18 protein-coding genes, 1 tRNA gene and 2 pseudogenes are annotated in these 21720 nt (G+C 62.2%); 12 read left to right on the top strand and 9 right to left on the bottom strand.

Going from position 1 to position 21720, the window contains the following annotated elements:
- Positions 1–13 precede the first annotated feature (13 nt).
- From CUJ90_RS15055 to CUJ90_RS15075, 5 genes and pseudogenes are all read left to right on the top strand, one after another.
- Positions 14–799 carry a response regulator transcription factor gene (locus CUJ90_RS15055; protein ID WP_083083225.1) on the top strand — a complete coding sequence of 262 codons (786 nt, stop codon included), beginning with the start codon at positions 14–16 and terminating at the stop codon, positions 797–799.
- A gap of 10 nt (positions 800–809) precedes the next feature.
- On the top strand, positions 810–2348 hold the full coding sequence (locus CUJ90_RS15060) for a sensor histidine kinase (protein WP_083083222.1): 1539 nt from the start codon (positions 810–812) through the stop codon (positions 2346–2348).
- Between the two features lie 227 nt (positions 2349–2575).
- Positions 2576–4234 carry an MFS transporter gene (locus CUJ90_RS15065; RefSeq protein ID WP_073429051.1) on the top strand — a complete coding sequence of 553 codons (1659 nt, stop codon included), beginning with the start codon at positions 2576–2578 and terminating at the stop codon, positions 4232–4234.
- Positions 4235–4320: 86 nt separating this feature from the next.
- A tRNA-Met gene (locus tag CUJ90_RS15070) sits at positions 4321–4397 on the top strand.
- A gap of 366 nt (positions 4398–4763) precedes the next feature.
- A pseudogene (locus tag CUJ90_RS15075) lies at positions 4764–4973 on the top strand (alpha/beta fold hydrolase); the annotation flags it as partial.
- A gap of 114 nt (positions 4974–5087) precedes the next feature.
- Here the strand turns inward: CUJ90_RS15075 and CUJ90_RS15080 are convergent.
- The 6 genes and pseudogenes from CUJ90_RS15080 to CUJ90_RS33825 form a co-directional block, all read right to left on the bottom strand.
- Positions 5088–5426, bottom strand: a complete 339-nt coding sequence (locus CUJ90_RS15080; RefSeq protein ID WP_114163158.1) for a hypothetical protein — start codon at positions 5424–5426, stop codon at positions 5088–5090.
- A gap of 814 nt (positions 5427–6240) precedes the next feature.
- Positions 6241–7248 (bottom strand): PoNe immunity protein domain-containing protein, encoded by a 1008-nt coding sequence (locus tag CUJ90_RS15090; RefSeq protein WP_083083219.1) that lies wholly within the window; start codon positions 7246–7248, stop codon positions 6241–6243.
- Between the two features lie 12 nt (positions 7249–7260).
- Entirely contained in the window at positions 7261–8106 is an 846-nt protein-coding gene (locus CUJ90_RS33235) for a hypothetical protein (RefSeq protein WP_244219929.1), read from the bottom strand.
- Entirely contained in the window at positions 8100–8774 is a 675-nt protein-coding gene (locus CUJ90_RS33240; protein ID WP_227470659.1) for a hypothetical protein, read from the bottom strand. The genes CUJ90_RS33235 and CUJ90_RS33240 overlap by 7 nt, the downstream gene beginning before the upstream one ends.
- Positions 8771–10000 (bottom strand): DUF2345 domain-containing protein, encoded by a 1230-nt coding sequence (locus tag CUJ90_RS33820; protein WP_479724647.1) that lies wholly within the window; start codon positions 9998–10000, stop codon positions 8771–8773. Before CUJ90_RS33820 ends, CUJ90_RS33240 begins: the two co-directional genes overlap by 4 nt.
- A 12-nt stretch (positions 10001–10012) precedes the next feature.
- A pseudogene (locus tag CUJ90_RS33825) lies at positions 10013–11606 on the bottom strand (type VI secretion system Vgr family protein); the annotation flags it as partial.
- A gap of 384 nt (positions 11607–11990) precedes the next feature.
- Between CUJ90_RS33825 and CUJ90_RS15105 the strand changes: the two are divergent.
- Both CUJ90_RS15105 and CUJ90_RS15110 read left to right on the top strand, forming a co-directional pair.
- Positions 11991–12449, top strand: a complete 459-nt coding sequence (locus tag CUJ90_RS15105) for a hypothetical protein (RefSeq protein WP_143326572.1) — start codon at positions 11991–11993, stop codon at positions 12447–12449.
- A gap of 351 nt (positions 12450–12800) precedes the next feature.
- Complete coding sequence (locus CUJ90_RS15110) at positions 12801–13151, top strand: hypothetical protein (protein ID WP_073429057.1); 351 nt, start codon at positions 12801–12803, stop codon at positions 13149–13151.
- An 81-nt stretch (positions 13152–13232) separates the two neighbouring features.
- Here CUJ90_RS15110 and CUJ90_RS15115 read toward each other — a convergent pair whose 3' ends face one another.
- Positions 13233–13946, bottom strand: a complete 714-nt coding sequence (locus CUJ90_RS15115; protein ID WP_083083215.1) for a FadR/GntR family transcriptional regulator — start codon at positions 13944–13946, stop codon at positions 13233–13235.
- A gap of 194 nt (positions 13947–14140) precedes the next feature.
- On the opposite strand from CUJ90_RS15115, the gene dgoD reads away from it, so the two are divergent.
- Entirely contained in the window at positions 14141–15289 is a 1149-nt protein-coding gene (dgoD, locus tag CUJ90_RS15120; RefSeq protein WP_083083212.1) for a galactonate dehydratase, read from the top strand.
- A gap of 199 nt (positions 15290–15488) precedes the next feature.
- Here dgoD and CUJ90_RS15125 read toward each other — a convergent pair whose 3' ends face one another.
- Positions 15489–16418: a CopD family protein gene (locus CUJ90_RS15125; RefSeq protein ID WP_073429060.1), complete on the bottom strand. Its 930-nt coding sequence runs from the start codon at positions 16416–16418 to the stop codon at positions 15489–15491.
- Complete coding sequence (gene copC, locus CUJ90_RS15130) at positions 16415–16792, bottom strand: copper homeostasis periplasmic binding protein CopC (protein WP_073429061.1); 378 nt, start codon at positions 16790–16792, stop codon at positions 16415–16417. Before copC ends, CUJ90_RS15125 begins: the two co-directional genes overlap by 4 nt.
- 370 nt (positions 16793–17162) lie before the next feature.
- Here copC and CUJ90_RS15135 point away from each other — a divergent pair, with 370 nt between their 5' ends.
- The 4 genes from CUJ90_RS15135 to CUJ90_RS15150 all read left to right on the top strand — a co-directional run bounded on the left by CUJ90_RS15135 (position 17163) and on the right by CUJ90_RS15150 (position 21716).
- Positions 17163–17894, top strand: coding sequence for a c-type cytochrome (locus tag CUJ90_RS15135; protein WP_073429062.1), 732 nt, complete (start codon positions 17163–17165; stop codon positions 17892–17894).
- A gap of 21 nt (positions 17895–17915) precedes the next feature.
- Positions 17916–19214: a c-type cytochrome gene (locus CUJ90_RS15140; protein ID WP_073429063.1), complete on the top strand. Its 1299-nt coding sequence runs from the start codon at positions 17916–17918 to the stop codon at positions 19212–19214.
- A gap of 122 nt (positions 19215–19336) precedes the next feature.
- Entirely contained in the window at positions 19337–19957 is a 621-nt protein-coding gene (trhA, locus tag CUJ90_RS15145) for a PAQR family membrane homeostasis protein TrhA (protein ID WP_073429064.1), read from the top strand.
- 211 nt (positions 19958–20168) lie between these two features.
- Positions 20169–21716 carry a DEAD/DEAH box helicase gene (locus CUJ90_RS15150; protein WP_073429065.1) on the top strand — a complete coding sequence of 516 codons (1548 nt, stop codon included), beginning with the start codon at positions 20169–20171 and terminating at the stop codon, positions 21714–21716.
- The last annotated feature ends 4 nt before the right edge of the window (positions 21717–21720 follow it).

Raw genomic sequence — 21720 nt, forward strand, 5'->3', positions numbered from 1 at the left:
AAGCTGGCGCACCATGCGAATTCTGATTGCCGAAGACGACAGCATACTCGCGGACGGTCTGGTTCGATCACTCCGCCAATCGGCCTATGCCGTCGATCACGTGAAGAGCGGCGTCGAGGCCGACACCGCCCTGTCGATGCAAACCTTCGACCTGCTGATCCTCGATCTCGGCCTGCCGCGCATGTCCGGGCTCGAGGTGCTGCGCCGCCTACGCGCGCGCAATTCGAACCTGCCGGTGCTGATCCTGACCGCCGCGGACAGCGTCGACGAACGCGTCAAGGGCCTCGATCTCGGCGCCGACGACTACATGGCCAAACCCTTCGCGCTGAACGAACTCGAGGCGCGCGTGCGGGCGCTGACCCGGCGCGGCGCGGGCGGCGGCCCGACCGTCGTGCGGCACGGCTCGCTGTCGTTCGACCAGGTTGGCCGCATCGCCTATGTCAACGAACAGGTGATCGACCTGTCGGCGCGCGAGCTGGGCTTGCTCGAGGTGCTGCTGCAGCGCATCGGCCGCCTGGTCTCGAAAGAACAACTCGTCGACCATCTATGCGAATGGGGCGAGGAGGTCAGCAACAACGCGATCGAAGTCTACGTGCACCGGCTGCGCAAGAAGATCGAGCCGAGCGGCGTGCGCATCATCACTGTGCGGGGCCTGGGATATTGCCTCGAGAAGGCGGCGTCGCCCGCGAACGTGAACGCCCACGCCGGCGAGAGCGAGGGCGCGCCGCCGCCGTCCGCCGCCGGGCCCGAACCCGAGCCGCCGTCGGGCCCGATGCCGGCGAGCCACCATTTCAAATAGGGAACGCCCCATGGCCGCTCGCGCAGATCGCCCCACGGCGCACGCGGCGGACCTCGACGAAGCGCGCGACGAGCGCTACGCCAATCCGTTCGCCCCGCCCGACGAGACCGAAGCCGCCGCCGCGGCGCGTCCGCGCTCGCTATTCGGCGAGATTCTCGACTGGATGTTGGCGCCGCTCCTGCTGCTGTGGCCGATGAGCCTCGCCGTCACCTATCTCGTCGCCAAGTCGATCGCCAACGGGCCGTTCGACCGCGCGCTCGAAACCGACGCCTATGTGCTCGCGCGCCAGATTCATCCGGTGAATGGCGTGGCGGAGCTGTCGCTGCCCGATTCCACGCGCGATTTTCTACGCACCGACAATGTCGACAGCCTGTTCTATCAGGTGCTCGGCACGCGCGGCGAACTGGTCGGCGGCGAGCGCGACATGCCGTTGCCGCACGAGGACGATCGCCCGCCGCCCGGCCTCGTCGAATTCCGCGACGACGTGCTGCACGGCAACGACATCCGCGTCGCCTATACGACCGTCGAGTTTCCGCAGACGCCCGGCGCGCAGCCGGTGCTGGTGCAGGTCGCCGAAACGCTCGACAAGCGCAGCCAGCTCGCCAACGACATCATCAAGGGCGTGATCCTGCCGCAGTTCGTGATTCTGCCGCTCGCGATCCTGCTGGTGTGGTTCGGCCTGTCGCGCGGACTCGCGCCGCTGCATGCGCTGCAGGACCACATCCGCGCGCGCCGCCCCGACGATCTGTCGCCGCTGGAAGCACGCCGCGCGCCGCCCGAGATAGAGCCGCTGGTCACGTCGTTCAACGATCTGCTCACGCGCCTCGAACAGAACATGGAATTGCAGAAGCGCTTCATCGCCGATGCCGCGCATCAGATGAAAACGCCGCTGGCCGGCCTGCGCACCCAGGCGGAGCTGGCGTTGCGCCAGGACGTCTCGGCGGAAGTTCATCGCTCGCTCGAACAGATCGCCACCAGTTCCGAGCACGCGGCGCGGCTCGTCACGCAGTTGCTGGCGCTGGCGCGTGCCGAGAACCGCATGTCGGGGCAGATTTTCACCACCGTGGAGGTCACCGAGGTCGCGCGCCATGCCGTGCGCGACTGGGTTCAAGCCGCGCTCGCCAAGCAGATGGACCTCGGTTACGAAGCGCCCGAGGAACCGGTCGAAGTGGACGGCAATCCGGTGATGCTGCGCGAAATGCTGTCGAATCTGATCGACAACGCGATCCGCTACACCCCGGCGGGCGGACGCATTACCGTCAGGGTTCGGCATGAGGCGACAGCGCGGCGCGTCCATCTCGAAGTCGAGGACACCGGCATGGGCATTCCGGCGGCCGAGCGCTCGCGGGTGATCGAGCGCTTCTACCGGATTCTCGGCCGCGAAGGCGACGGCAGCGGCCTTGGGCTTGCGATCGTCCGGGAGATCGCAACCATGCACGGCGGCGAACTGACGATCGAGGACAACGTCTATCAAACCTCGCCGCGGCTTGCCGGAACGCTGGTGCGTGTCAGCTTGCAAGCGCACGAACCGGCACGGGACTTACCCTAACGCTGATTGAACGCCAAACCGGACGGCGGCAATTATTGAGACACGTTAGCCGCGCGTTGGCGTGGCTTTTAGCCAAATTGGAAGGTGTTAGCCAAAATTCGCCGCATGAACGACGCAACCCTGTTCACCCCGCCACGTCAGTAGCCCGTAAGTTTCCATTCCAATAATCGGTTCCACGGGGACGCCTTGCCGGCGAACCGCGTGCATATCAATATTGGAGACGACATATGGCTACCGTTGGCGGGCAACTCTCGCATACGCCGATGACGCGAGAAGAGAAGCGGGTGATCTTCGCATCGTCGCTGGGTACGATTTTCGAGTGGTACGACTTCTATCTGGCCGGTTCGCTCGCGGCTTTCATCAGCAAGAGCTTTTTCTCCGGCGTCAATCCGACCGCCGCCTTCATTTTCACGCTTCTCAGCTTTGCCGCGGGTTTCGCGGTGCGGCCGTTCGGCGCGATCGTGTTCGGGCGCCTCGGCGATATGGTCGGGCGCAAGTACACGTTCCTCGTCACGATCGTGATCATGGGTCTGTCGACGTTCCTCGTCGGCTTCCTGCCCGGCTACGCGGCGATCGGCATGGCTTCGCCAGTGATCTTCATCGCGATGCGCATGCTCCAGGGTCTCGCGCTCGGCGGCGAATACGGCGGTGCCGCCACTTACGTCGCAGAACATGCGCCGGCGGGACGCCGCGGCTTCTACACCGCATGGATCCAGACCACCGCCACGCTCGGCCTGTTCCTGTCGCTGCTGGTGATTCTCGGCGTGCGCACGGCGATGGGCGAGGACGCGTTCGGCGTATGGGGCTGGCGCATTCCGTTTATCGCGTCGATCGCGCTGCTGGCCGTGTCGGTGTGGATTCGCTTGCAACTGCATGAGTCGCCGGTGTTCGAGCGCATCAAGGCCGAAGGCAAGACCTCCAAGGCGCCGCTCTCGGAAGCATTCGGCCAGTGGAAGAACCTGAAGGTCGTGATCCTCGCGCTGATCGGCCTGACAGCCGGCCAGGCCGTGGTCTGGTACACGGGTCAGTTCTACACCCTGTTCTTCCTGACGCAGACGCTGAAGGTCGACGGCGCGAGCGCCAACATCCTGATCGCGATCGCTCTCCTCATCGGCACGCCGTTCTTTCTGTTTTTCGGCTCGCTGTCGGATCGCATCGGCCGCAAGCCGATCATCATGGCGGGGTTGCTGATCGCCGCGTGCACGTACTTCCCGTTGTTCAAGGCGCTCACGCATTATGCGAATCCGGCGCTGGAAACCGCCACGCTGAAATCGCCGATCGTCGTGATCGCGAATCCGGACGAATGCTCGTTCCAGTTCAACCCGGTCGGCACGGCGAAGTTCACGAGTTCGTGCGACATCGCCAAGAGCGCGCTCTCGAAGTCGGGCTTGAACTACGAGAACGTCGCGGCGCCGGCGGGCGCGCTCGCGCAGATCAAGGTCGGCGACACGGTGATCAACACCTATGACGGCAAGGCCGCCGACGCCAAGGAGCAAGGCAAGACGTTCGACAAGACGCTCGCGACGACGCTGAAGACGGCCGGCTATCCGCCGAAGGCCGATCCTTCGCAGATCAACTGGCCGATGACCGTGGCGATCCTGACGATCCTCGTGATCTACGTGACGATGGTGTACGGGCCGATTGCGGCGATGCTGGTCGAGATGTTTCCGACGCGCATCCGCTATACGTCGATGTCGCTGCCGTATCACATCGGCAATGGCTGGTTCGGGGGCTTCCTGCCGGCGACCGCGTTCGCGATCGTCGCGGCGAAGGGCAACATTTACTCGGGGTTGTGGTATCCGATCGTGATCGCGCTCATTACGTTCGTGATCGGCATTCTGTTCGTCAAGGAGACCAAGGACTCGGACATCTACGCGAGAGACTGAACACGGGGTGTCCGGGGCTGCTTTGAAAAAGTAGCGCGCCGGGGGTTGACAGCCTCCGGCGCTATCCCCATAATCTCGCTTCTTTCGGCGAATTAGCTCAGTTGGTTAGAGCGACGGAATCATAATCCGCAGGTCCGGGGTTCGAGTCCCTGATTCGCCACCAGTTGCAAGAAAAAGCCCGCTTCGGCGGGCTTTTTTTCGTCCTTGATTTTTATACGGTTTCTGGCAATTCGAGGACGCGGCGCGTTTGGCCGATAAGCTCACCGGTACAACCTGCTGGTACAAACCGGGCTCGCAGGGAGGTCCACATCCGGATGGACGACGAATTGGCCAAAAAACTGTACGTGTGCCGTCCGCGCGGTACTTCGGTGCCTCGATTTCGCGCTGTCATCCTGGACAGTTTGCGCCCCTACGCCGACGGCCAAAAATGTTCAAGCGGACACTGGGGCAAAGACCCGTCGCGACAGCGCGAGCGACGGCGACTATTTCGGTTTGGACTGACTGACGGCGTTGCGCGCCCGTCGACGACCACCTCGCCGCCGGTACCGCGCCGATTCTCGACTTGCAGGGTGAGAACGACGCAGTGTCGCCTCGTCGGTTCTCACAGCTTCTCAAGTCCATGCTCGGCGACCGCGAGACGGTAGTCGTATTGCCGAATGCGGGACACGCGATGGCGCCCGCGCAGCCCAAAGCGATGGCTGATGCGATCTCAACGTTTGCGAAGCGAGTCAACCAATAACGCGACGCTTGACGTCGGGGCAGCGAAGCGGCCCTGGCGTCTCCCGAAAGAACAAGGGAACAGCAATCACGTGCTAACCAGCGTGGCAGACGCAGACTGCTAGCGATGTCTGTTCTAATCGGCAGCAAAGACCACGGCTGCGGTATCGCCGACTTCCGTAAAGCTTCGGACAAAGCGATAGGCTTGGCTATCGATATGAATCTGGTTCCCGCCCGAGGAGGTTAGCTCGAGCATGTCGTTTGCAAGCGAAGTTGCGATCGTGCCAATCTGCTTCAGGTCCTCGGGCAAACCTGCTGGGTCGCCCAAATAGACGGTACACGCATCGACCGTGTGTCGCATCATCACGATGCTTGTCGCGCTATCGAGTGCGCGCTCAAGATACCCGGCGAGAATTCGCAGCGATTCCGGCACGTCTGCGCCATAAGCGTTCGCTAAGCCAATATCGTCTGTCACTTTGAACTCCTTCGGCCGTTTGGGCCATGTGAGCGGCTCGTGTCTTTTTTCCACTGACAGGCGGGTGGGCCGCTTCCGTCCTAACCGACAGTGATGCAGCACATGGCTCGGCTGCCAGTCAGGCTTACATCTCACCGGGACCGTGCATCATCCGATGATGACTGCGGCGGCGTCGTGTTCATGCGAGCATACGTGATCCGCGTCCCCGCTCGGAATCACGCAGCGGCGGTACGGCCCCGCGCTATTCGCGTCGGCGCGATTCGCCATGCGAGAACATCCGCCGCTTTGCGGTTGGAGACTTCGAGCCAAGTCACGACCCGCCTTTGTACGTCTCAACGAAGCTCGCGAGGTCTGCCCAGTTCGGTGACGATAGCAGCTCCGGATGGTCCTGTTGCACCTTTAGCGCGACGCGACGAAAGGCCTGTGCGCATGCAGAGAAGCCAGTCGATCGTGAGACAGAAGACGCACCCACGTGCGCCGTTCGTGGTAAGCCAATCGTCAACCCGCGACTGCTCCGGAAGAAAACCAGACATGTTGTCGCTAATCGCACGCTCGCCTGCCATTGCCATCAAGCGATTGGCACGGTGCCCGTCGGGAGCGGCGCAAACCAGCTATCGCAAACGGTGAAATTCCTTGCGAAAAATCATAAACAGGCAGCGCGTCGGCGGTGTAATAGCCCATCACCCATTGATAGGTCGGCCGGTGGTGGGTCGTGTCGCGTAGACGTATCCGTCGTATTGCGAATGCTACTTGCGGATGTGGATCTGACGAAGAACGTCCGAGAACATGTCGCTCGCCGCTGACCGTGAGAGATTTACGCCTTGCGCTCGAATTCCCATAGTGCCGGCTGTTGACGGAGAGTCCCATTCCGGTCCGGGGCGAAAACATCTGGCATACGCTCTCCCTGCTGCACTAGCACGCCCGGGACATTGTGGCCTTGTGCCTTCCAGATACCGGTTTCGGGGCAAACCTGACCGGTACGTACTGTCACAGGCTCAGTGTCCAGCGAGGTCGGCTGAGACTGTTGGCGTGCATCGAAATCCCGTGCGAAGTCAACGAGGTCCTTCGGGTAGGCGACGTGGTCGCGAAACGCCGAGTCGTCGAGTTCGAGAAGAAAAGTAGCGGCAGCCGCCTCCACGGCCCAATAGCCAACGTAGGCGCCGCCCTCCTGCTCGTTAGCCTTCAGGTGGCTATCGTGCCAAGGCGCGTCATTCATGGCTGCGTACCAGCCCTCAAGATACGCAGTGATATCTCGAATGCTTTCCTCTTCGGAATCGCGGTAGAAACTGTTAATGAGTAACCGATAGGGTCGGTCATGAAACCATTTGTCAACATCGTACCGGCCATCCATGCCATATGACAGGAGGTCTTCATAAAGTGTGTCCTGCGCACGGTAGAACGGGTCCAGCATGTTCGAAAGACGCGGGAGCAATTCGGTGCGATGCAGGAGAAGGCAAAGGCTGATGAGCTGCATTGCCTTGTCGTACTCGCCAATCTCCCCAAACATCAGGGGTGGGACACTATCGTCCTTTATTGCAGCGCGGTTCAGCGTCGTGTACGACTCAAGCGTATCGACCAGCAGTGGCAATTCATCTCGCAAGGCGATCAGACTTTTTCCGCCAGTGAACTCCAGTAGAAATCGACGATGAGCATAGGACGCCCGGTACCTTGCCGCGAGCGCTTTGCGCTCTGTGTCCGTCGAGCCACTGGGCGCTTCATGTCGGGCCCAATACTCGATCTGTTCGGTGAGTTGCGGCAGCAACCAGTCGTAATACTGCTTGCTCAGGAATCTTTGACGCCTTCCTGCTTCAAAATCGTCCATGAATCGGGTCTCTTAAACTGATTGCCGTAGTAGTTTGCGTTGCTTTTTTTCGACTGCAGCTTGCACTTCCGCATCGCGGTAATGATGCGTCGAAGGTACCCCGTGGTCCGAATGGCTATGTTCGTCTCCCTTCAGCAGAGCAGCTTCATGCTCGACTGCCGCCGGTAAATAGAACGGCACATACAGGATGTGTCGAGAATAACCTTCAATCAAAATCTTGGCCGCAACTGTCTCAAGAACCGCTTTGCTTAGGTTCGTTTCTATCCATTGATGGCTCATCTGAACCATTTTTCCCGTACTTTTCTTCGGCTCCGCCTTGCCCTCGAGAACATCCGGCGGTGGAGCTTGAGTCCGGGGCCGATTACGCCCGCCGCCCGGCTTGCCGCCGGCGGGCGGCGACACAGCAGCGGTCTGCTGGTCATCCGCAGGCGGTTCAAGGAGTTCATCAGCAGACGGGCGCACTGCATCCTTGATGCGTGACGCCAGGCCAAGCTTCGGCGACATATTCCGCTTTCCTTCCGGGTCCTTCATCGGCTTGTCGACCTTCGACGACTTCGCCTCCACGATAGCAAACGGCTTTCCTTCGTTCCTTCCGGGGTTCGCGCGCCATACACCGTCAATACCGTGACCTCGTGGCCGCAAATCGAACAGCTTGTTCAGCTTGCCGTGGTCATTCAGTTTCCCCGGCACATCGGCGCCCGGCTCATGCGACCATTTGCCAAGCAGCCCCTGGTCATGCGCTTCCCATCCCTTTCCCCATCTCAGAGTCTCATAGCAATAATAGTCAGCAATATGCTCGCCGAGGATGCCGGTGACTCCGTTTGTGATGTCGGCCACCGCGAGCTTTGCGTTCACCACGCCCGGACTCGACGATGCCGATGGCCGGTTATGCCCCTCTTCAGCCTCGACCCCCACTTCCCCGGCTTATCAGTTTCCTTACGACGCTTGAGCGTCGTCTGCGCCGACGAGTTCGGCTGCTTCTTCTTCCAATGAAGGAGCTTGCGCTCGAGGAACTGCGTCAGCCAGTACGGCAGGTTAGTTTCCACCCATACGAGCGCCTGCCTGAACGTAGCCTGCGCCGCGACCGGCATCTCCCTGAACAACCAGGATTTCTCGATGTGTTCACGCGCACCGGTCAGCACGGTCTTCAGGCCCGACGCGTCGAACAGCTTGTCGACCAGTTCTTCCGGGCTCGTGTGAACGCCCGCGCGCTGCAGCACCAGCCGGAGGATATCGAAGAGCAGCGGTCCGTAGATGTCGGACTTGTGATTGACGAGGCGGAACGTGCGCTTCACGCCGGCGCCGACCACCGGTACCCATCCGACCACGGCAAACACGAGGTCGATGCCCGCCTCGACCTTGACCATCTCGTCGGTGCTGTCGCGACTGTTCCACACTGTCCAGACACTCTCACTCGTGTCGTACACGTTCTGTGCGACGTAGAAGAGCGGAAACGCATTCGAAGCCATCGACAGGCCAATCTGCTCGACCGCGTCCTCGATCGCCTGTTGGTCGTTATCGCTCATTGCACGTCCGGCCGGCCAGAGAAACGGTCAAAAAGACTTGCGAGATTCTCGTGAGTGATTCCGTCATGGCCCGCTGCGTGGAGTTCCTTCAGAACGTCGTCCGGCGCAAGCTCCGTTGCCGCCGGAAGCGGTGCCCGGGTGAAGGGACGCGCATCCTCACCGAAGAATGCCTTCACGGGGCCGGGCGGTACATCGTGCAGCACCGCATAGCCATTCGCATCGAGCTTGCCGGACATCACCCCACCGTTTTCGAACATCACCTTGTACGGCGCATTCGGTACGGGTTTCAGCGAATCGTCGGCGAGATTCAGTTCAAGCCTGTTGTGCAAGTCCCCCTTCGGCAGCACAGGCATGTCGTAATTGCCCTGCGTCGGACCATTGAACGAATGCTGGCTACCCTTGATGTCAATCTTTCCGGGGGCGTGAATTTCGATGTTTCCGCCCGAGATGCGGATGTAAGCGCCGCCCGAAGTCAGCAGGATGTCCTGCTTCGCCGCCATTTCGATTTTTTCGGTCGCGGACAACAGCTTGACCGTCTTCTGCGCGGTCAACTCGACATTGTCGGCATGGGCCCGAATCTCGACCTTGCCCTTTGCGGCAAAGACCTTCACCCCAGCATGCTGTGCAAAAAGACTGATGCGCTCGGCAACGCTCGCGATAAGCGACTTGCCGGTCGCAATATGAGCGCTCTGGCCGCTCACAATATTCAGTTGCTCGTCAGCAGTGGTATGGGCGGTTTGCTGCGTCGACAAGGCGATGCCGGCCGGGCCGGCGAACAGCATGACAGGTTGCCTGAACGCATTCGCATTGCCGGTGCCGCCGCCTGCCGTCCGGCCGCCCGATGTCGCGCCTGACACGCTGTCCTGCGTGGCTTCGGTAAATGCCTTCAGCGCGTCGCGCCCATCCTTCAGGCTTGCAGCTTGATGGGTGGTGCTTGCATCCGACAATGCTTCGAGCACGCTTTCCGCGTTAACCAACTGCTGTTGCGCCTGCCGCGCTTCGAGCTGCTGAACCGCGGTCCCCGTGCCGGGGTGCGTCGAGACATACAGCCCTTTTGCTGCCCGGATGGCGTCGTAGGCGTCGGACTTCAGGTCGAAGCCGCTGCCGACATAGCCGCCCCGCGTATTGCCGGTCTGCTCGATGAGATAGCCCAGATGCAGGTGTGCGTTGGTGCTCGACGAATATAGGCGAACGCGATTCTGGCCGGTCGCGTCATCCATGACCATCTCGTTGTAACCGCTACCCTGGTATTCTTTCGACCGGTAGCCTGAGAGCAGTCCGTTCGAGTGCCATTGCGGCCTGGTCGCACCGTTGTACACGCGTCCTGTCACAATCGGGCGGTCGCAGTCGCCCCCGACCCAGTCGATGACGACCTCCTCGCCAATGCGCGGAATGTGGACGGCACCATATCCGCCACCGGTGTCCGAATAGGCCGCCCGCACCCAGCAAGATGCTTTCTCATCGCCATCGTTCAGGCGGTCCCAGTGCATTCGCACCTTGATACGATTCAACGAGTCGGTATAAACCTCCTCGTTCGCTGGCCCGACCACGGTTGCCGTCTGCAGATACATAGCCGGCTTACGGTGTTCGAGGAGACTGCGAAACGGCACGGCGCGGCGTTGGGCTTCGATTTCGACCAGGAAGAATCCCTCGCTGCCGTCCGCATGAGGCACGAGATGCGAATCCGTCGTCGCGGCCTTGACGGCCCGCTTCGTCTCAAGCTCCCGCTTCAGGCTATGCGGGAAATCCGGCGTTTGACTGGACACCGGCAAGTTGTTCTCGATGAACCACGCGGTCGCGATAACGACGAACTGCCGGTCCTGCTCGCTGTCCCGGTCGTGTTCCGGATGGTCGGTCAGTTCGAACCAGCGGCCGGCATCCGCCCGCCGCAACCCACCGACGCCGTAAAAACGCTTTGCCCGCGATTCCCATTCCTCCATGCGGATTTTGGAGAGCTGGTCGCCACGCTGCTGCTCACCGTAGGTGTACGCGCCCGTGTATTCGTATACTTCGGCCTGCTGGGGCAGGTTGCCCTGATTGTCCAGCGTGGGAACACTCGTACCTTTCGGGTTCCCGGAGGTCGGCGGTGACCTGTAATCGAACGTGCGAGTCGTCAGCGTCGTACTCTGCAGAGCGCGCGTGCCGCTCCACTGCACCAACGCGTCCGCCTCGCCGCCTGTGCCGGCCCGATAAAACGGCACACTCTGCGCGTGATAACGCCGGCAACGAAAACACTCGATCGGTGATAACGAGCATGTGCGACTTGCCGTCCGCCGCCTGCTCGAAATAACCGTACAGACCCTCGGACTCCATCAGGCGATGAACGAAGTTCCAGTCGTCTTCATACTGGACACAGAACGAGCGCGAAGGAAGCTGCGTTTGCAGGTCGAAGCGAAATGCGCCTTGTGCCTGCGGATGGCCGTTGAATACTTCGATCAGAATGTCTTCAGCGGTCTTTTCCTGAAATATGCGTGCGTCCTTCCGGAATCGCAGCAAATGCAACCACGAAGAGAAAACCAGTTGGTAGCCGACAAGGCCGCCGTCAGACCCAAGCCGCCGTGCCGTATGCACATAACCGTGGTGAGGCAGATAAGTCTTGTCGGTCTGTTGAATCCAGAGCGTGACAGACTGGGCAATGAGCGTTTTCAGTTCAAGCGAATCGCGCAATGAGACCACATCGACCGTAAATTCAAAGTTTCGGCCGATACGCGACTTGCCAATAACCCGTTGAGGCACCAGAACGTCGGCGCCAAGGGGCGTGTCCAGCCTCAGCAGCCTTTCGGTTTGATTGATGCCCGCGTTGATTGCCGCAGCAAGATCCTGCGCACCCATCTTTCTGGTCTCCGGAAAGTTCAAATCTCGAAGCGTCCGAAATCATATGATGAACGCGAATATCGCACAATACTGCGTGCGCGCCGCGCTCCGAGTGACACGTGAATTACATATTCCAGCCAATATTCATTTGCTCCATCGGTAGCTTCCAGAAAAGCCGTTTCACGAACGTGACGCCCACTAAATTACATATGTATTCATGCAATCAGCGTCTTCAGATTGTTAAATATTGCAATTCGAGGCTCCGCTTTTCGTTATCGCTTCATACTGCCTTCGTTTCCGGTTTGGCATTAGCCAAAGGCTGCGCAAATTGAAAACGGAAACAGCGGACACGGATTTCAAGGACCAGCACGGAAATCAATCGAATTTCGCCGTTTATACAAAATGAATAGAAAGAGAAAGGGAATTCGTTGCCCGTCCAATAGGACATCCGCAAAGGCCACGCTTTTACCCGCGACGCTGGAGTCCGTCCGTTCGGTTTCGCTACGCAATCACCTGGCGCTCGCGGCATTGCGTGCAGGCGACGGAAACGGACACCTGCTCAGCGACCTGATACACGTGCTGTACATGGCCTGGTATCTACGGGAGGCCGGCTTCGGAACCGCCGACCACGCACTGTTTCACGAAGCTGCCGAGGCGCTCGAGCGCAGCGCGGCACGAGCGACAGCAGCCGATGTCTGGCAGGTTAGCCCGGACGACGCGGCAAGTCTGGAACGGCTGCTGGCGCTCCATGACCAGCAGTTGGCGAGTACGCCTGTCGGCGTCATGCTCGGGGCACAAAGGCGGCTATTGCGATTCGCAACGAGTGACCGGAAAACGCCTTGGCACGACGCGGGGCCGTGATCAGCGAGGACGATCCCGTAGCGCTCACGCGCGGCTCTGCAGAAACGCTGCGGACACTGCGCGCGCGGAGTCCGACGAACTGACATCACTACGGCCGACGAAGACACCTAACCAAATCGAGGCGACGCTAGAGCCGTCCCTGAAACCGATTGTAAAACCATGCGCAACGGCTACCCGAAGCTGCTATCTTGAGAACGATGGTAGCCGCGAAGCCAAGCCGGACAAGGGTCACCGGCCATCTGCCGCGAGTCCCTGATTCGCCACCAGTTGCAAGAAAAAGCCGCTGATCCGCAAGGTTCAGCGGCTTTCCTGTTTTGGCCTTCCAAACAGCAACTTCAAGGAGGTTTCTTGATGACGTTCCGCACTGCCGCGCTTGCCGCGGCCACCGCTTCCATCGCGCTCGCAGGCAGCGCTTGCGCGCTTACGGCTCACGCGCAGACGCCGTCCGACAGCCAATGGCGTCCGAGTTCGATGACACTCCCCACCTTGCTGCAGAACGGCTACCGCATCGTTGCGGTCGTCAACGGCGCGCAAGGCGCTGCCGGTCCGGCCGATACGATCTTCGTTCAGCGCGACCAGAGCGCCTTCAAATGTATCGACTCACAGCAGCCGGACGCCAAGGCGAAACCGTCGACACCGCCGCCAGGGTGCTTCGAACTGGTGCCGCCGTCGGGAGCGGCCGCTGCTTCCGAAGCAAAGTAAGCGCGTCAGCGTGAGCGGCGCAAGAGCGGTTGCGCGCTCAACCCACGCTCGCGCTCCGCTCACCCTTCCGCCAAGCGACGCTCAAGCCTCGATCCGCCCGCGCGTCACGCCGAGCAAACCCGCCATCGCCTCGCGCGCCGCGGCGGCGTCTCGATCGCGAATGGCCTCGAACACCGCCGTATGCTCACCCAGCGACGCGTTGAACACCGCCGCGCGCTTGGCATTCAGGCGTAACTGCGCTTCGAGCGTGCGCTCGATCAGTGTGCCGAGCGGGATCAGCAATTCGTTGCTGCACGCGATCAGCACGCTCAAATGAAATTGCAGATCGGCACGCACCCATTCGTCGACGTTGCGCGCCGCCACCATCGCCGCATGAGCCGCCGCGAGCGCATTGAAAGCCTCGTCAGTGCGCGACGCCGCCGCGAGAGCCGCCGCATACGGCTCGATCATCTCGCGCATCTCCTGCAATTTGAGCGCGAACGCAACGGGCTCGGCGACTCGCGAGTACCAGTCGAGCACATCGACGTCGAGCAGATTCCACGCGTGCTTCGGCCGCACGCGCGTGCCGACCCGCGGACGCGATTCGATCAGTCCTTTCGAGGTCAGCGTGCGCAGCGCCTCGCGCAACACCGTGCGGCTCACGCCGAAGGTGTCCATCAATTCCGCTTCGCGCGGCAGGATCGAATCGGGCGCGTAGTCGCCGCGCAAAATCGCGGTCGCCAGCATATGGGCAACGCGCCCATGCAGATCGTGCTGAATAGGTTTCTCCAAACGGCCTTGCGGCTCTATCGACATCGGCAGGCGGAGCGTTCGAGATCAGCCGGCACTTCGAGGCTCACCAGCACTGCTTCGGCCCGGTGCCGCAACGACCAGCGCTTCGCCACTATGTGGCAAATAGTACTATTAATAGTACTGAAGCGCGCTTTTGTTGTAGCATGTGGATCCCCCGAATCGTCAGCAGACGCGCAAGTCGCAAGGAGACGCACACCATGAAAATCACCAAGCTCGAAACCTTCATCGTTCCGCCGCGCTGGTGCTTCCTGAAGATCGAGACCGACGCAGGCATCGTCGGCTGGGGCGAGCCGGTGGTCGAAGGCCGCGCGCATACGGTCGCGGCAGCCGTCGAAGAACTATCCGACTATCTGATCGGCAAGGATCCGCTGCTGATCGAAGACCACTGGCAGGTCATGTACCGCGCGGGCTTCTACCGCGGCGGCCCGATCACGATGAGCGCGATTGCCGGCGTCGACCAGGCGCTGTGGGACATCAAGGGCAAGCATCACGGCGTGCCGGTTCATGCGCTGCTCGGCGGCCAGGTGCGCGACAGGATCAAGGTGTATTCGTGGATCGGCGGCGACCGTCCGAGCGACGTCGCGAACAACGCGCGCGCCGTGGTCGAACGCGGCTTCAAGGCGGTGAAGATGAACGGCTCGGAAGAGCTGCAGATCATCGACACCTTCGACAAGGTGCAAGGCGTGATCAACAACGTCGCGGCGGTGCGCGAGGCGGTGGGGCCGAACATCGGCATCGGCGTGGACTTCCATGGCCGCGTGCATAAGCCGATGGCCAAGGTGCTGGCGAAGGAACTCGATCCGTACAAGCTGCTCTTCATCGAAGAGCCGGTGCTCTCGGAAAACGCGGAAGCATTGCGCGACATCGTCAATCAGACCAACACGCCGATCGCGCTGGGTGAACGCCTGTATTCCCGCTGGGACTTCAAGCACATTCTGGCTGGCGGCTACGTCGACATCATCCAGCCGGACGCGTCGCACGCGGGGGGCATTACCGAGTGCCGCAAGATCGCGTCGATGGCCGAAGCCTACGACGTCGCGCTCGCACTGCATTGCCCGCTCGGCCCGATTGCATTGGCCACCTGTCTGCAGATCGACGCGGTGAGCTACAACGCGTTCATCCAGGAGCAGAGCCTCGGCATCCACTACAACCAGGGCAACGATCTGCTCGACTACATCAAGAATCCGGAAGTCTTCAAATATGAAGACGGTTTCGTGTCGATTCCGCAAGGCCCCGGTCTCGGCATCGAAGTGAACGAAGAGAAGGTGCGCGAGATGGCGAAGGTCGGGCACCGCTGGCGCAACCCGGTGTGGCGCCACGAAGATGGCAGCGTCGCCGAATGGTGATTGCGTGAAGCAACGCCGCCCACGGGCGGCGTTGTCGTATTAGCGGGCACGTTACGGTGACGTGACGCACGCGCGGCGACCGTCACGCGACACGCCGCAACACGGGTCGGAACACGTGTTTTCCGGCCGTTACGCCGCGCGGCCCCTGCTCCGCAGAGCCTTACACAACAAAGGCCCTTACGTCGCGATTGACCCGGCCTCAGCCCAGCGCGGCAAACGCCGGCACGCTATGCGACAATGCCGCCGCCGCGACGAACACGCCGATGATCGCCAGCGCTTCCAGATACAGGATGTTTGCGAAGGTATGCGCGTCGATTGTCGCGGCCGTGCGACGCAGGCGCGGCAGCGCCACGAAGCGGTTGAGCCCGCCGAGCACGAGCGCCAGCGCGACAAGCGCAAGCTTGAGCATCAGCACGTGACCCCATGCGCTGAATTCGAGCGCTTCGAATGAGCCGCCCGACCCGCGCACCGCATTGAATACGCCTGAAAACAGCACGAGCACGACCGCCACCACCGAGACGTTCGACATCTGCGTCGCCGTGCGGATCAGCATTCCGCGCGCGGTCGACGTGCCGAGCGCGGGCATCACCGAAAGCCCGCCCGCCATCGCGAGCCCGCCCCACACGCTCGTCACGAGCACGTGCAGTGTTTGCATGGCGATTGCCGCCGACGCGAGCCCGGCGTCGGCCGCATGACCGAGCGATGCCTTGCCCGCCGCGATCGCGACCACCGCGAGCCACAGCAGCGCATTGCGCAGCATGCCCGTATGACTCGCCATCGCCGTGCCGAGCAATACGAGGGCACCCGCGAACGCAACACTCCAGCCATATCCGACATGCGTTTGCGTGAGCACCGTCGGCACCACGCCGATCGCGGCAGCCAGCCCCACACCGCTCATCGAGGCCGCCTGATACAGCAGCCAGCCCAGATCCGCGAGCACCAGCACGACGGTGGCCGTCAACATCGCCCGTTGGGCGCGCAACCAGCCTGGCCGCGCGGGTGCGATCTTGGCTTGGGCATCTTTCGCGAGCCACGCGCCGAACAACGCCGAGCCGACGGCAAACGCAAACGCGACGTTCATGAGCGCGGCCATGGCGACCTGCCCGATCCAGAGTCCGTCCATGCTCATTTGACGGTAAACGCAAAGTCGCCCTGGGTACGGTGGCCGTCCGTGGCGACCGCCGTCCAATGCACCGCGTAGCGGCCCGCGCTCAACTGCGGCAGCGGCAGGTGCAAGACCTTCGCATCCTGGCTGTCGACCTGCGACGCAGCCGGTGCGGCCGACTTGCCGCTCGCGTCGGCGAGCGCAATCTTGCTGAAAGCCGGTTCGAGCGGCTCGGTGAAGCGGATCGTCACTTGCGTGGGCGCGGCCACTTCGGCGTTCGCCGCCGGCTCGCTCGACACCAGATGCGCATGCGCGAAAGCCGTGGACGTCGCAAGCAGCGCCGTGGCGCCGAGCGTCAACACAAGCAGCCTCGGGCGGGAGAAATTGGATAGCTTCATGTAAGGCCGATAGCGGATAAACAGGAAAACGATGGAGGCGGAACCAGCGCGGTCTGAGTCACGGGGACGCCTGCGAGCCCGCAAGTGTACGCTTCGATGCCGCCCTCGCGGCTCGGTTCAACCTGCTTTATCACGCGAGACGCCGGGTACAACGCTGACGTCCGCGATCGCGCGGATTGATGCGGGACAACGTCAAATTCGTCCTGATCCGACACTGCGCGTCAAACTGTCGCACGACTGTGAGGACTGGAACCTTCTCTAATGTGGCAAATAGTCACCATCAGCCTTCGATGATAGAATGCTGCGTCGCCGCAGCGCCGGCTGCCCTTCACACCGAGCCGCTCGAAGTTCGGTCAGGTCCCCGATTTTGATGGAGTTACGCGTGTCTTCAAGACGCATTTTCCGCCCGTTGCTTGCCCTTCTGCTGATCGGCTCCGCGGGTGTCTATAGCGCTGCGAAAGCGCAGACTCAACCGAAGGCCCCCGATACGATGGAAGCGCGCGTGCAAGGTTGCACGGCCTGCCACGGCACGCATGGTCAAGGTACTGATAACGACTACTTCCCGCGTCTCGCCGGCAAGCCGGCCGACTACCTGTACAACCAGTTGCAGAATTTCCGCGAAGGTCGCCGCAAGTACCCGCCGATGAACTACCTCGTCACGTATCTCTCGGACGACTACCTCCATCAGATCGCCACGTACTTCTCGCAGCAACGCCCGCCGTATCCGCAACCGGCCAAGCCGACGGTGTCGGCGGCCACGCTCGCGCGCGGTCAGCAGATCGTGCTGAAGGGCGACGCATCGAAACAGATTCCGGCTTGCGCGGCTTGCCACGGCAAGGGCTTGACCGGCATGGAACCCGCTATTCCGGGTCTGGTCGGCCTGCACTCCGATTACATCAGCGCCCAGCTCGGCGCCTGGCGCTCGGGTTCGCGCCACGCCATCGCGCCTGATTGCATGCAGACCATCGCCACGCGCCTGACCGATGAAGACGTGAACGCCGTCGCTGCATGGCTTTCCACGCAACAGGCCCCACAAAACCCCGTGCCGGCTCCGGCCCGCTCGATGAAGACTCCGCTTGCCTGCGGCAGCGAACCGCAATAAGGCACCAGGAGAGACACTCACATGAAACGCAAGTCTTTGTTCGCCCTCTCGGCAGTCGTCGTCGTTGCGGCTGCCGCACTCGTTCCCGTCCTGTGGTCGGGCGGCGACAACCTGCATAACGGCACGGCCGTCGCGGCAACGCCCGCCGACCAGGCCGCGCTGATCAAGAAGGGCGAGTATCTCGCCCGCGCCGGCGACTGTATCGCCTGCCATACGGTGCGCGGCGGCAAGCCGTTCGCCGGCGGCCTGCCCATGGCCACGCCGTTCGGCACGATGTTCACGCCGAATATCACGCCTGACGACCAGTACGGCATTGGCAAGTGGACCCAGGACGACTTCTATCGCGCGATGCATACGGGCCGCTCGAAAGACGGCAGCCTGCTGTATCCGGGCTTCCCGTTCACGAGCTACACGAAGGTCACGCGCGCCGACTCGGACGCGATCTACGCGTACCTGCGCTCGGTCGCGCCGGTCAACGTGGCAAGCCGTCCGCACGAACTGAAGTTCCCGTTCAATCAGCGCAACATGCTGATCGGCTGGCGTACGCTGTTCTTCCGCGAAGGCGAGTACAAGCCTGATCCGACCAAGTCGGTCGAATGGAATCGCGGCGCGTATCTGATCGAAGGCCTCGGCCACTGCGGCATGTGCCATACCTCGATCAACGCGATGGGCGGTCCGGTCAGTTCGGCTGCGTTCGCCGGCGGCCTGATCCCGCTGCAGAACTGGTACGCACCGTCGCTGACGTCGAACAAGGAAGCCGGCCTCGGCGACTGGGAAACCAAAGACATCGCCGATCTGCTGAAAACCGGTGTGTCGAACCGCGGCGCGGTATTCGGTCCGATGGCTGAGGTGGTTCACAACAGCCTGCAGTACATGACGGACGCGGACATCAACGCAATGTCCACGTACCTGAAGACGATCCCGCAGAAGAGCGAAGCGCCGGAACCGCTGCAGTTCGAAACGTCGGAAAAGTTCGGTGGCGAACTGTTGAAGCAAGGTCAGAAGATCTACGCTGACAACTGCGCGAAGTGTCACGCGGAGAACGGCCTCGGCATGCCGCCGGCCTTCCCGCCGCTCGCGAACAACCAGTCGATTCAGATGTCGTCGGCGGTGAACCCGATCCGCATGGTGCTGAACGGCGGTTATCCGCCGAGCACGGAAGGCAACCCGCATCCGTACGGCATGCCGCCGTTCGCGCAGTCGCTGTCGAATCAGGAAGTGGCCGCCGTCGTGACGTACATCCGTATGTCGTGGGGCAACCACGGCACGGCTGTCTCGCCGCAGCAAGTGGCTGAACTGCGTTCGGCGCCGCTCGACTAAGCAGCGTGAGATGCACCCTGGGCGCGGCCGGCGAAACTCGCGGCCGCGCCCTTCGTTTTTTTCAGCACCGGTATCATGTGGGCCACATTGGCCTCGATGACGCCGCGCAGGAGGAAAGAGCCGTGCATGTCGGTGAGCGTTTCAACAGCATTACCCACCTCGTCGGCGCCGTGCTGTCGGTGGCGGGGCTGGCTACGCTCGTGACGATGGGCGCGCTCGCGGGCGATGCGTACAAGGTGGTGAGCTTCAGCGTGTACGGTGCGATGCTGTTCGTGCTGTATGCTATCTCGACGCTGTACCACAGCGTGCGCAACCCGCGCGTGAAAGCTGTCTTGCAGAAATGCGACCACTCGGCGATCTATTTGCTGATCGCCGGCAGTTACACTCCGTTCACGCTTGTCACGTTGCGTGGGCCGTGGGGCTGGTCGCTGTTCGGCGTAAGCTGGGGGCTTGCCGCCCTCGGCATCGTGCAGGAACTGACGCTCGGGCGTCGCACCCGCAGCGTTTCGATGGTGCTGTATGTATTGATGGGATGGCTCGCGCTCGTTGCCATCCGTCCGCTGGTCACGGCTTTACCGACCGCGGGTACCGCCTGGCTCGTGGCCGGCGGAGTCATTTACAGCGCCGGCATCTACTTCTTCATCAACGACGAGCGCATCCGGCACGGACATGGTATCTGGCACCTGTTCGTACTGGCGGGCAGTCTGTGTCAATTCGTCAGTGTCGCGCGCTACGTCGCGTGACACGCCACGGCGGCGAAATGCAACTTAAGGCCAGTCAACGTGTCTGCATAGCGCGTTGAAGCATTCGGCACGCGTTCCCGCGTGCCGCCGATTTCTCCGCGACCGGAACTGGGCTCTGGCCTCGAATACGCCACGAAGGCGTATTCATGCCGCGTTTTGCCCACTTGGGCCCCGTTGTGCCGTTCGCGATACTGCATTGCAAAGAGTTTTTATGTCTTTTGATTCCCTCGGCTTGTCCGAACCCTTGGTCCGCGCTGTACACGAACTCGGCTACACCACGCCGACTCCGATCCAGACACAAGCGATTCCCGCCGTGCTCAACGGCGGCGATCTGCTGGCCGGCGCGCAGACCGGCACCGGCAAGACCGCCGGCTTCACGCTGCCGATCCTGCAGCGCCTGAACACCATGCCGGGAGTCGCCACGGCTTCGGGCAAGCGCGCGGTGCGCGCGCTGATCCTCACGCCCACGCGCGAGCTTGCGGCCCAGGTCGAAGAAAGCGTGCGCGCTTACGGCAAGTACCTGAAGCTGAAGTCGACCGTGATGTTCGGCGGCGTCGGCATCAATCCGCAGATCGGCGCGTTGAGGAGCGGCGTCGATATCGTCGTGGCCACGCCGGGCCGTCTGCTCGACCACATGCAGCAGAAAACCATCGACCTGTCGCATCTAGAGATTCTCGTGCTCGACGAGGCCGACCGCATGCTCGACATGGGCTTCATCCACGATATCAAGCGCGTGCTCGCGAAGTTGCCGCCCAAGCGTCAGAACCTGCTGTTCTCGGCGACGTTCTCCGACGAGATCAAAACGCTCGCCGACAACCTGCTCGACTCGCCGGCGCTGATCGAAGTCGCACGCCGCAATACGACCGCCGAGACGGTCGCGCAAAAGATTCACCCGGTGGATCGCGACAAGAAGCGCGAACTGCTCACGCACCTGATCAAGCAACACAACTGGTTCCAGGTGCTGGTGTTCACGCGCACCAAGCACGGCGCGAACCGCCTCGCCGAGCAGCTCACGAAAGACGGCATCAGCGCGCTGGCGATTCACGGCAACAAGAGCCAGTCGGCTCGTACGCGCGCGCTCGCCGAGTTCAAGGACGGCACGCTGCAGGTGCTGGTCGCCACCGACATCGCCGCACGCGGCATCGATATCGACCAGTTGCCGCACGTGGTCAACTACGATTTGCCGAACGTGCCGGAAGACTACGTGCACCGCATCGGCCGCACGGGTCGCGCGGGCGCGACGGGCGAAGCGATTTCGCTGGTGTGCGTCGACGAACTGCAATTGCTGAAGGACATCGAGAAGCTGATCAAGCGCGCGGTGCCCCAGGAAGTGATCGCCGGTTTCGAACCGGATCCGACTGCGAAGCCGGAGCCGATCCTGCGCCGCGGTCAAGGCGGTGGCGGTGGCGGCGGACGTTCGCCGCGCCAGGGCCAAGGTGCGCCGAAGCGCGATGGCGCTTCGTCCGCGAAACCGGCGCAGCGCTCGGGTCAGCGCCCGGCGAACGGTCAGCAGCAACCGAGGCCGCAAGGCGCAAAGCCGGCCGGCAACGGCGGCCAGCCGCGCCGCGACGGTCAGCGTCAAGACGACCGGCCGCGCGCTGTCGCGCATGAAGGCAACGGCGCGCAGCATGCGCCGCGCAAGCCGCAGGCCAATAAACCGCAAGGCGGCAACCCCGGCGCTTTGCTCGGCGGCACCAAGCAGCGCAACGACGCGCCGCGCGGCGGCCAGCCGACACGCAGCGGCCAGCGCGGCCGGTAAACTT

This window comes from Paraburkholderia terricola (assembly GCF_003330825.1).
Taxonomy (GTDB): domain Bacteria; phylum Pseudomonadota; class Gammaproteobacteria; order Burkholderiales; family Burkholderiaceae; genus Paraburkholderia; species Paraburkholderia terricola.